Here is a 9,423-nt window from a genome sequence, read left to right as displayed (position 1 = left end):
GCTATGAGGCCTGACTGACCGCCGCCTTGTCCGTTACCGGATCGGCCTTGGCACCGGCCGCCTCACGGCGCTCCGAGTAGCGGTCCACCAGCGTTTCGGCGTGGGGCCGTAACAACACGGTGAAGCGCACCAGTTCTTCCATCACGTCGGCGATGCGGTCGTAGAGCGGCGAGGGACGCATGCGCCCGGCCTCGTCGAACTCCTGGTACGCCTTGGGCACGCTGGACTGGTTGGGGATGGTGACCATACGCATCCAGCGCCCCAGCAGGCGCAGCGTGTTCACCGCATTGAAGGACTGCGAGCCGCCGCTGACCTGCATCACCGCCAGGGTGCGCCCCTGGGTGGGCCGCACCGCTCCCATGCTCAGCGGCAGATGGTCGATCTGGGTTTTCATCACGCCGGTGATCTGGCCGTGGCGCTCGGGGCTGCACCACACCTGCCCTTCGGACCACAGCGCCAGCTCGCGCAGCTCCCGCACCGCCGGGTGATCGTCGCCCGGCACCTGGTCCGGCAGCGGCAGGTCGGATGGGTCGAAGATGCGTGTGTCGGCGCCGAAGTGGCGCAGCAGCCGTGCCGCCTCCTCCACCGCCAGGCGCGAGAAGGAGCGCTCGCGCAGCGAACCGTAGAGCAGCAGGATGCGCGGTGGATGCCCCAGCGGATCGGGCAAGCCCTGGCCGGGCTGCCGCAGAGCGAAGCGCTCGTCGAGGGCCGGTAGATAGTCGGGGTCGTTGAGCGTGCGAAGCCTCATGTCGCCTCCTTCAGGGCGTGGGTTTGCAGGACGAGCAGCGCCACCAGGGCGGCCAGCCCCAGGGCGGAGGAGAACAGCAGCGCCTGGGTGCCGAAGCGCTCGATCAGCAGGGCGAAGGCCAGCGGCGCCAGCGCCTGACCGAAGCGTGCCGGTACCATCAGCACGCCCTGGCGCAGGCCATAGCCATGGGGGCCGAAAATGGCCAGCGGAAGCGTACCCTTGGCGATGGTGAGAATGCCGTTGCCGGCGCCGTGCAGCAGCACGAACGGCGTGGCGAGCGGCGCCCCCAACGCCATCACGCCGAACGCCCCAATGGGGTGAGCCACCACCGCCAGTTTTGCCGCGAACAGCGGATGAAAGCGCTGCAGCAGCGAGAACTCGAGCAGTCGCGCCGCCACCTGGGCCGGCCCCACCAGCGCCGCGGCCGCGATGGCGGCGGCGGGCGAGAGGCCGGCGATCTGCAGCAGCCACGGCAGGTGCGCGGCCATGCCGGTACTGACGAACCAGGTCACGGCAAAGACGAAAGCCAGCAGCGCCATGGGCAGCCAGGTCGACTCGACCTCTGACACAGCCGCCTCGGTGTGCGGAGTGGGCGGCTGAATGCCGAAGGGAATCAACAGGCGGTTGAGTGGCAGGCCCAGCAGCAGGTGCACCGCAGCCCAGGTGAAGCAGGCGTTCTGCCAGCCGAATTCGGCGTTGAGCCAGCCGGTGATCGGCCAGCACACCGTGCTGGCAAAGCCCGCCAATAGCGTGATCCCAGTAATCGGGCCGCGCGCCTCGCGGCCGTAGAGCCCGGCCAGGGTCGAGAAGGCCGACTCATAAAGCCCCATGCCCATGCCGACGCCGATCACCAGCCATCCCACCCACAGCAGCACGGGCCCATCCGCCAGACCCAGCAGTACCAGGCCTAGGGCGAACACCAGGCTGGAAACCGTCAGCACGTCGCGTCCGCCGAAGCGGTCGATGCGCCGACCCACCGCCGGGCCCAGCACCGCCGAGACCACCAGCGCCGAGGAGAACGCCGCGAATACCGTACCCGTGGTAAGGCCCAGGTCTTGCGCCATGGGCACGGCGAGGATGGCCGGAAGATAGTAGGTCGAGCCCCAGGCAAGCGTCTGGGAAACGCCCAGGGCGACGACCACCCCGGTGCGCGAACTCATCGACTACCTCGATCATCGAGGTATCTGGACCTGTAAAAACGCCCTGCGCTCATCCTTCATGCTCCTCCCGCTTCACCGAACCGCCCGCCATGCGGCGGCTCTCGACGATGCAGTCCGTGGCCTCCAGCCAGGCGTCCACCGCCACCTGAAAGGCCTCCCGCCCCTTCTCCGTCAGCGCGTAGACCTTGCGCGAGCGCCCCTGCACGACCTCGTTACTCGAGGAGAGATAGCCCCCCGCCTCGAACTCGTTGAGCACAGGATAGACCGTGCCTTCCGAGGGGCTGCAGCAGCCGTTGGTGCTCTTCTCCACCGCCTGCACCACCTCGTAGCCGTGCATCGGTTTGCGGTGCAAGACGCTGAGCACGAAGAACTTCGACAGCGACATCTTGATCGTGCCGTGCCAGTAGGAAGGGTCGCTGTAGTCGGGGATCCGGCGGCCGGCGGCCGCTTCGGATTTCACTTTGGTCATGGGGGAAACCTATACCTCGATGGTCGAGGCGTCAAGACTGAACGCCATAACGCCGCCGCACATGGTCGCGATAGCTACCTGGCGTCAGGCCGGTCACGGCCTTGTAGTCATGGATGAAGTGGGCCTGGTCGAAGTAGCCGGCGGTAAAGGCAGTATCGGTCAAGGAAGTGGCACTCCCGCCCAACTTGATCAGCTCGCGACTGCGGGCGACGCGCAGCAGCCGGGCATAGCGCTTGGGCGAAAGCCCCATGTGGCGCTGGAACAGCCGCTCCAGGCGGCGCTGGCCAAACGGCAATTCCTCCACCAGCGCAGCGATGCTGACCTGGCCTTGGTGTCGCTGCAACCAGCCAAGCGAGGACACCAGCCCCGGCGGCCCGGTCCGAGGCCATGGGTGTCTCGCGCAACACCATCAATTCCATCGAGGTTGGCCGCTACGTGCCCTCGCTGCCACTCGCCTTGCGCCTGGCGCGATTCTTCGGCAAGCCCGTCGAGGAGGTATTCGATGACACATCACCATGACACGCCAGCCCACGGCAAACCCCTGCTCGTGCCGCTGGTCGGGGCGGGTCTGGGGGTTGCGATGTTCCTGACCGCCTGGCTGGCCGCGGATGCCCCCGGGGTCGGCCTGGTCATGCTCGCCATCATGCTGGGCTATGCCGCGCTGATGCGCTTCGGCCAGCGCTTCGAGTCGGTCCAGGTACTTAGCCAGGACCCACCACTGGATGAGCGCCACGCCCTGATCCAGCTCCACGCCCTGCGTGCCGCTTACTGCGCCGTGCTCGGCGTGGCACTGCTCGGCTTCTTCTGGGAGATCGCGCGCGGTGCACCCGGCGCCTTCACCCTGATCGCTGCCGTCGGCGGCGCCACCCACCTGCTCGCCACCATGGTCGTCAGGCGACGCCTGTGAGCGGCAGCGTGTCACTCCTTCGGTCCTAAGAACCCTCACCCCGCCAGGGCCTTGCGCAGCCCACCGAAGCGGCGCCGGTACTGGGCCGGGGTCAGGCCGACCTTGCGCCGGAACAGCCGGCCGAAGAAGGCGCCATCCTCGTAGCCCACCGCCTCGGCGATGGCATCCACCGGCGTCTTCTCGGTCTCCAGCATCTGCTTGGCCTCTTCCAGACGCAGGGTATGCACGTACTCCATGGGCGTCAGGCCGGTGGCCTTCCTGAAGCGACGGTGGAAACTGCGTTCGCTGAGCCCCGATTCCTCGATCAAGGCGGCCACGGGCGACGGCTCATCGTAGTGTTCGGCGATCCACGTCTGGCAGCGCGCGATGACGGCATCCTCGGCCTGCCGGGTGCGCGCAAGCATGGCGAAGGGAAGCTGGCCGGCCGCATGCCAATCGATCAGGAACAGCTTGGCGAGATGCATCGCCTCGTCGACGCCGGCTAGGCGCGCGACGAGATACAGCGCCAGGTCGCTCCAGGAGGTGCCGCCCCCCGCCATGACCAGGCGACTCCCGGTGCCGCCGATCACCAGCGCACGATGCGGATGCACCCGCACGTCCGGATAGCGACCCAGCACATCGCAGTAGGCCCAGTGCGTAGTGGCATCCTCGCCCCTCAGCAGCCCCGACTCGGCCAGCAACAGGGCGCCGGAACAGGCGGTCGCCAGGATGGCGCCAGCGGCATGGCAGCGCCTGAGCCATTCGACCTCCTCGCTATAGCGCCCCTCGAGCACCGCCTCGGGCGGCAGCATGATCTCGGGAATGCACACCACATCGGGCACCCAATCCAGGCCGGCGTCGGGAACGATGCGTACACCGTTGGCGATAACCATCTCGTGGGGGCCAGCACGAGCAGCCACCTGCGGCACGAACAGCGGCTCACCGGCCTTGCCCTCGATCAGGGCGGGCCAGTCGCGTCCCGCCGCAGCGAAGACATCGTAAACTCCGTACAGGGTGGAAGCCGCCACTTCAGGAATTGCCAGCAAGGCGATGGTGGGTTTGTGCATCGACATGGCGGAAACCGCCGGTTTTTGTCCGTAGGGACTTCAGTGTAGCCCAGCCGGGAGCGACAGAATGGACGCGTCAATGACACAACAAGACCTATGGAGAACCGCCATGACTGCCCAAGCCCAACCCTCCGTTCCCGCCAATTTCGACGCCTCCCACGCCGCCGACTTCGAGAACCGCTTCGTGCGTGCGCTCAACGAAGGCGCCATGCTGCAGCTGATCTCGCTGGCCCACCGCAGCGGCCTGCTCACCCAGTTGACCGACGGCGAACCGGTGACCAGCAACGAACTTGCCGCCAAGGCCAAGCTCGATGAGCGCTACGTGCGCGAGTGGCTGGGTGGCGCGACGGTCGCCGCCCTGGTCGAGCACGACCCACGGGCCATGACCTATCGCCTTCCCCCCGAACATGCCACGCTGCTGACCGACGGCGGCGAGGCCAACCTCGCCGTGTTCTCCCAGTACCTACCGCTGATGGGCCAAGTGGAGGACGACGTGCTGGAATGCTTCCGCCACGGTGGCGGCGTGCCGTACTCGCGCTATGCCCGTTTCCATGAGGTCATGGCCGAGGATAGCGGCCAGACCGTGCTGCCCGTGCTGTTGGATGCCATCCTGCCGCTGGCAGCAGAGCTGCCGGACAGGCTGGCGCAGGGCATCGACGTACTCGACCTGGGCTGCGGCCGCGGCCTGGCGCTGATGAAGCTCGCCGAACGCTTCCCCAACAGCCGCTTTACCGGCTACGACCTATCTGCAGAGGCCATCGGCTGGGCGACGCAGCGTGCCGCTCGCCTGGGCCTGGCCAACCTGTGCTTCGAGGAGCGCGACCTGAGCGACTTCGACCGCACGGCGCCGGCGCAGCGCTACGACCTGGTCACCACCTTCGATGCCATCCATGACCAGGCCCACCCGCTGAACCTGCTCAAGGGTATCCGCCGCACCCTGCGCGAGGATGGCGTCTACCTGGCCCAGGATATCCACTCCTCGAGCCACCACCACGGCGACCGCGACCACCCCATGGGCACGTTGCTCTACACCCTGTCGATCATGCACTGCATGAGCGTCTCGCTCGCCCAGGGCGGCGAAGGGCTGGGAACGATGTGGGGCCGGGAGAAGGCACGGGAGTATTTCGGTAAGGCCGGCTTCGGCAACATCGAGGTGCACCAGTTGCCCCACGACATCCAGAACGACTACTGGGTGCTCAGGCCTTGAGCCGTTCGCCGACAACAAGGCCCTGCTTGGCGCTGCGGCCCCGGCTCAATGCTCCATGCTCACTGCCTGCCCGGTGACGACAATGCCGCCCGAGAGCGGAATGTCCACCTGCAGGCGGCTGGGCCGGCCCATCGCCTCGCCCTGCCGGATCGTCAACTGAGCCGGAGCCTGGAGCAGGCCGGCGTCACGAAGGTAGCCACCCAGCGCCGCGGCCGCCGCGCCGGTGGCGGGGTCTTCCACCACACCGCCCACCGGGAACGGGTCACGGGCGTGGAAGTACCCTTCGCGCTCGCGCCATACCAGCTGCAGCGTGGTCAGCCCTTCACGCAGCATCAGCGCCTTGAGATGCTCGAAATCATACTCGAGCCGTTCGAGGCGCTGCTGCGTCTTGCATGCCAGCACCAAGTGCCAGGCCCCGGCATAGGCCCGTGCCGGCGGAATCTCGGGATCGAGTTCATCCGCCTGCCAGCCAAGCAGCTCACGCACCTCCTCGACCAGCTCCGGTTCGGCGGGGCGATACTCCGGCGCAACCGACACCAGCGACGCCTGCCACTCCCCCGCCACCTCGCGGACCGTGACGCTCACCTCGCCCACCGCCGTCTCCAGCAGATAGGAGCCCGCCCCGCTCAGCTGCCCCATCAGCACGCCGCTGGCTACTGTGGCATGACCGCAGAAACTCACCTCCGCCTCGGGACTGTAGTAGCGAGCCGTGCGACGCTCACCCTTGGCCGGGGCAATGAAGGCGGTTTCGGAATAGCCTACTTCGGCGGCGATGCGCTGCATCTGCGCCGGCTCGGGCAGCGCCTCGCCCAACCACACCCCCGCAGGGTTGCCGCCGCTCGGGGTATCAGTGAAGGCTGCAAGGCGATGGAGGGTACCGCTCATGGGAGTCTCCTCGGTGATCAAAGGTGCCCGATCATAGTAGGCGGAAGGGAAATGATAGAACAGGCAGGACGATAGCGAAGCGACTATGTTTAAGCATTTCGTAGCCCCGCACTAACCACGCACAACACCCCCCGAGGCGCCACATGAAAGTCAAACGCATCATGTCCAACTCGGCCACATCGGATCTCGACAAGGCTGCTACCTTCTATGGTGAAATCCTGGGTCTCGACCTGCTCATGGATCACGGCTGGTTTCGAACCTACGGCTCGGACGAGAAAATGATGGTTCAGGTGAGCTTCGGTACCGAAGGCGGCTCCGGTACACCGGTGCCCGATCTCTCCATCGAAGTCGACGATATCGAAACGGCACAGGCACGCTTCGAGAAGGCCAGCATACCCATCGAATACGGGCCGGTAAGCGAGCCCTGGGGCGTGCGAAGGTTCTACGTTCGAGACCCGTTCGGCAAGCTCATCAATATCCTGCAGCATGAGTGAGCCATTTGCTCTGAACATTCTCCGTGCAGATTGGGAGGGAGCCATGGACGAAGACCTGGAGAAGATGACCCGCGAGCAATTGATCGCAGAAGCCAAGCGGCTACGCCAAGGCATTCGTGAGCACCGCGACTGCAGCGGGCACGATCTGTGCTGGCACCACCCAGCCCTCTGGGCATTGCTGCCCGACAAGAGCGACCCGGTTCCCGTGGTACCTGAATGGCCGGAATTCATCCGTGGCTGCATCAAGTACCGGCAGTCACTCGATGAACAGATGCCAAGCGCCCCGCGTACCGATGAGCCGTATGATGAATAGCCCTACTGCCCAACTGGACCGTCAACTAGGCCGACGCCTCGACTAGCGACTCAGCCCGCCTCAGCAATGCCGCCTCCTGTTGCGGCGCGAGCACCAGGCCGAAGCGCTCGCACAGTATCTGGGGCAGCGCCTCGGCATCGAGCCGCTGCCATTCAGGTGCCTTGCCGGGACGGAAGATCTTCAGCTCCAGATCGGTCAACGCCAGGCGCTCCTCCGCGCCGTTGTGCTGGGCCACGATGCGTCGCACGAAGGGCGAGTCCGGATGATGGGAGGCGAGGTAGTTTTGCTCCGCATAGTCGGCACGGAAGTAAGGCTCGTCGCTGAATTGGTAGAGATTGAACCAGCCATCGTGGCGGTGATGGCGCAGCAGCCAGTACCCCAGCGATGAGCGCTCCAACCGGTACTCCCAGCGGCCATGTTGCGCCTCGACGCCCTCGTCGAGACGGATCGGCTCGCGCGGCCCAACGTTGCCGACTCCCACATCGACCAGCCACTGACGCCCCGCCACGGTCACGTTGAGGATGGTGTGCCCGAGTGGAGTCACCTTGTCCGCATCATCGCCCATCAGTATCCGCGCACTGCGCCCCGCGACGACGAAGCCTAGCCGATCCAGCACCGTGGCAAACAGGGTGTTCTGCTCGTGGCAGTAGCCACCCCGCCGCCGCCGCACCAGCTTGTCCTGCAGGCTCTCCAGATCGAGGCGGATCTCACCGCCGGTGACGATCTCGAGATTCTCGAAGGGCACCGCCGCGAGATGCGCCTGCTGGAGCGCCGTCAATGACTCTAGGCTGGGCGTCAAGGGGCCGCGATAATCGATGCGCGCCAGGTAGGCGTCGAGGTCGAGCGGCGATGTCTCCCACTGGGCCGTATCGTGAAGAGCGGATCGAGGCAGAGTAGCGGTCATGTGTGAAGACTCCCTATCCCAGCGGCACACCGCCGCTGATGGTTTTGCCATGCCGGCACATGAGGGCCGGCCCACTCTTCGGAGCCTAATACCTGAAGTTAAGTTGAGATCAATGAAACCGCAGACTATCGCTGCCATAGCGACCGCCCATGCCTGGCTCGATGCTTCACTTTAGCCGACTCTCGTTCATTACCCAGCAGCGCCGCTCATCCGAGCGGCGCTGCTGCGGCAGGCAGAATGGCGATATCGTCAGTGGTGAGCCTCGCCAAAGGCACCCACCACATGCCCTGCCAGGGCGTCGCCGGCCTCGCTAAGGTCACTGCGCTTGACCAGCGCGACCTGGTAATCGCCCAGTGGCGGAAGTCGATCTTGCTCAATGCGCCGCAGCGGGGCGCGAATCAGGCTGCGCGGAAAGGGCGCCACGGCAAGGTCAGCGAGCATCGCCGCCTCCTGACCTGCGGAGTGCTCGCAGGTATAGGCGACGCGGTAGCCGATGCCGGCACTGTCGAGGGCATCCAGCGCCATTTTTCGCCAGGCACAGCCCTGGTGGGCCAGCGCCACCGGCAATGGTAAGCGCTGCACGGCCACGCCTCCCTCGCGGCCCACCCATACCAACGGCTCGCTATGCACGATCTCGCCGCGCGGCTCTTGGCCCGGGTTGCCCGCGGTGATGAGTATCAAGTCCAGCTCGCCGGCATCCAGGCGCTGCAGCATGCTGGCGCTGTTCCCCACCACCACATCGACATGCACCGCCGGATGCGAGCGGGCGAACTGGGCCAATACGCCGGGCAGGATGCGCGTGCCGACATCGTCGGTGGTGCCGAACCCCACCCGCCCCTCGAGCGTAGGCGCCAGAAACTGCGTCACCGCCTCCTCGTTGAGCTTGAGCAGCCGCCGGCCGTAACCCAGCAGCATCTCGCCCTCGGGGGTGAGCCTTACCTGGCGGGCTTCGCGCACGAACAGCGACTGGCCCAGGGTCTCCTCGAGGCGCTTGATCTGCATGCTGAGCGCCGACGGTGTACGGAAGACCTGCTGAGCGGCACGCGTGAAGCTGCCGCTCTCGGCAATCGTCACGAAGGTCCGCAGCACATCGCTATCCAGCAGGGGCAAGGCACGATGGCCGGAGAGTGAGGGCATCTGTGTCATGGTCACACCTTTCAATTTTCCTTAACTGAAAATGTAGACCTTTTCGTTTGTTTGATCAAAGAGCCCAAGCCATGCTGTTACCCAGAGGTCGCGACCCTCCATTCACAACCAGAAAGACATCGCAGCCGCCGGTCACGGCGGCCT

Annotated in this window: 13 protein-coding genes; 5 read left to right on the top strand and 8 right to left on the bottom strand. The window is 65.9% G+C overall.

Going from position 1 to position 9,423, the window contains the following annotated elements; translation table 11 throughout:
• Position 1 precedes the first annotated feature (1 nt).
• From arsH to ACZIYR_RS07725, 4 genes are read right to left on the bottom strand one after another with little or no spacing between them, the layout of a single operon-like run.
• A complete protein-coding gene (gene arsH, locus ACZIYR_RS07740; RefSeq protein WP_473033211.1) occupies positions 2-748 on the bottom strand; it encodes an arsenical resistance protein ArsH in 747 nt (248 codons plus the stop codon).
• The gene (locus ACZIYR_RS07735; protein WP_473033210.1) at positions 745-1,908 is read right to left on the bottom strand and encodes an MFS transporter; all 1,164 of its coding nucleotides are present in this window, start codon (positions 1,906-1,908) and stop codon (positions 745-747) included. The genes arsH and ACZIYR_RS07735 overlap by 4 nt, the downstream gene beginning before the upstream one ends.
• 49 nt (positions 1,909-1,957) lie before the next feature.
• On the bottom strand, positions 1,958-2,377 hold the full coding sequence (locus ACZIYR_RS07730) for a PadR family transcriptional regulator (protein ID WP_483528785.1): 420 nt from the start codon (positions 2,375-2,377) through the stop codon (positions 1,958-1,960).
• A 31-nt stretch (positions 2,378-2,408) separates the two neighbouring features.
• Complete coding sequence (locus ACZIYR_RS07725) at positions 2,409-2,720, bottom strand: helix-turn-helix domain-containing protein (protein WP_473033207.1); 312 nt, start codon at positions 2,718-2,720, stop codon at positions 2,409-2,411.
• 44 nt (positions 2,721-2,764) lie between these two features.
• Here ACZIYR_RS07725 and ACZIYR_RS07720 point away from each other — a divergent pair, with 44 nt between their 5' ends.
• Together ACZIYR_RS07720 and ACZIYR_RS07715 are read left to right on the top strand one after the other, a co-directional pair.
• Positions 2,765-2,896, top strand: a complete 132-nt coding sequence (locus ACZIYR_RS07720) for a helix-turn-helix transcriptional regulator (RefSeq protein ID WP_473033206.1) — start codon at positions 2,765-2,767, stop codon at positions 2,894-2,896.
• The gene (locus tag ACZIYR_RS07715) at positions 2,880-3,284 is read left to right on the top strand and encodes a hypothetical protein (RefSeq protein WP_483528784.1); all 405 of its coding nucleotides are present in this window, start codon (positions 2,880-2,882) and stop codon (positions 3,282-3,284) included. Before ACZIYR_RS07720 ends, ACZIYR_RS07715 begins: the two co-directional genes overlap by 17 nt.
• Positions 3,285-3,319: 35 nt before the next feature.
• Here ACZIYR_RS07715 and ACZIYR_RS07710 read toward each other — a convergent pair whose 3' ends face one another.
• Complete coding sequence (locus tag ACZIYR_RS07710) at positions 3,320-4,336, bottom strand: GlxA family transcriptional regulator (protein ID WP_483528783.1); 1,017 nt, start codon at positions 4,334-4,336, stop codon at positions 3,320-3,322.
• 103 nt (positions 4,337-4,439) lie between these two features.
• Between ACZIYR_RS07710 and ACZIYR_RS07705 the strand changes: the two genes are divergently transcribed.
• A complete protein-coding gene (locus tag ACZIYR_RS07705) occupies positions 4,440-5,537 on the top strand; it encodes a methyltransferase domain-containing protein (protein WP_483528782.1) in 1,098 nt (365 codons plus the stop codon).
• Between the two features lie 45 nt (positions 5,538-5,582).
• On the opposite strand, the gene ACZIYR_RS07700 is transcribed toward ACZIYR_RS07705, so the two are convergent.
• Complete coding sequence (locus ACZIYR_RS07700; RefSeq protein ID WP_483528781.1) at positions 5,583-6,422, bottom strand: PhzF family phenazine biosynthesis protein; 840 nt, start codon at positions 6,420-6,422, stop codon at positions 5,583-5,585.
• A gap of 143 nt (positions 6,423-6,565) precedes the next feature.
• Here ACZIYR_RS07700 and ACZIYR_RS07695 point away from each other — a divergent pair, with 143 nt between their 5' ends.
• Together ACZIYR_RS07695 and ACZIYR_RS07690 are read left to right on the top strand one after the other, a co-directional pair.
• A complete protein-coding gene (locus ACZIYR_RS07695) occupies positions 6,566-6,916 on the top strand; it encodes a VOC family protein (protein WP_473033198.1) in 351 nt (116 codons plus the stop codon).
• Between the two features lie 43 nt (positions 6,917-6,959).
• Positions 6,960-7,229, top strand: coding sequence for a hypothetical protein (locus ACZIYR_RS07690; protein WP_483528780.1), 270 nt, complete (start codon positions 6,960-6,962; stop codon positions 7,227-7,229).
• Between the two features lie 25 nt (positions 7,230-7,254).
• Here the strand turns inward: ACZIYR_RS07690 and ACZIYR_RS07685 are convergent, their stop codons facing one another.
• Together ACZIYR_RS07685 and ACZIYR_RS07680 are read right to left on the bottom strand one after the other, a co-directional pair.
• Positions 7,255-8,133, bottom strand: coding sequence for an arylamine N-acetyltransferase family protein (locus ACZIYR_RS07685; protein ID WP_483528779.1), 879 nt, complete (start codon positions 8,131-8,133; stop codon positions 7,255-7,257).
• Between the two features lie 249 nt (positions 8,134-8,382).
• Positions 8,383-9,279, bottom strand: a complete 897-nt coding sequence (locus ACZIYR_RS07680) for a LysR family transcriptional regulator (RefSeq protein WP_473033196.1) — start codon at positions 9,277-9,279, stop codon at positions 8,383-8,385.
• Positions 9,280-9,423 lie beyond the last annotated feature (144 nt).

This window comes from Billgrantia sp. NRB1, from assembly GCF_056921725.1.
The sequence above is the reverse complement of the archived record's forward strand: the minus strand, read 5'-3'. Positions and strand labels throughout refer to the sequence as shown.

What these genes read in the sequence shown, in the direction of transcription:
- ACZIYR_RS07695 (WP_473033198.1), top strand. Translation starts at nt 6,566, where the DNA reads ATGAAAGTCAAACGCATCATGTCCAACTCGGCCACATCGGATCTCGAC.
- ACZIYR_RS07715 (WP_483528784.1), top strand. Translation starts at nt 2,880, where the DNA reads ATGACACATCACCATGACACGCCAGCCCACGGCAAACCCCTGCTCGTG.
- ACZIYR_RS07705 (WP_483528782.1), top strand. Translation starts at nt 4,440, where the DNA reads ATGACTGCCCAAGCCCAACCCTCCGTTCCCGCCAATTTCGACGCCTCC.
- ACZIYR_RS07735 (WP_473033210.1), bottom strand. Translation starts at nt 1,908, where the DNA reads ATGAGTTCGCGCACCGGGGTGGTCGTCGCCCTGGGCGTTTCCCAGACG.
- ACZIYR_RS07680 (WP_473033196.1), bottom strand. Translation starts at nt 9,279, where the DNA reads ATGACACAGATGCCCTCACTCTCCGGCCATCGTGCCTTGCCCCTGCTG.
- ACZIYR_RS07690 (WP_483528780.1), top strand. Translation starts at nt 6,960, where the DNA reads ATGGACGAAGACCTGGAGAAGATGACCCGCGAGCAATTGATCGCAGAA.
- arsH (WP_473033211.1), bottom strand. Translation starts at nt 748, where the DNA reads ATGAGGCTTCGCACGCTCAACGACCCCGACTATCTACCGGCCCTCGAC.
- ACZIYR_RS07720 (WP_473033206.1), top strand. Translation starts at nt 2,765, where the DNA reads ATGGGTGTCTCGCGCAACACCATCAATTCCATCGAGGTTGGCCGCTAC.
- ACZIYR_RS07685 (WP_483528779.1), bottom strand. Translation starts at nt 8,133, where the DNA reads ATGACCGCTACTCTGCCTCGATCCGCTCTTCACGATACGGCCCAGTGG.
- ACZIYR_RS07700 (WP_483528781.1), bottom strand. Translation starts at nt 6,422, where the DNA reads ATGAGCGGTACCCTCCATCGCCTTGCAGCCTTCACTGATACCCCGAGC.
- ACZIYR_RS07730 (WP_483528785.1), bottom strand. Translation starts at nt 2,377, where the DNA reads ATGACCAAAGTGAAATCCGAAGCGGCCGCCGGCCGCCGGATCCCCGAC.
- ACZIYR_RS07710 (WP_483528783.1), bottom strand. Translation starts at nt 4,336, where the DNA reads ATGTCGATGCACAAACCCACCATCGCCTTGCTGGCAATTCCTGAAGTG.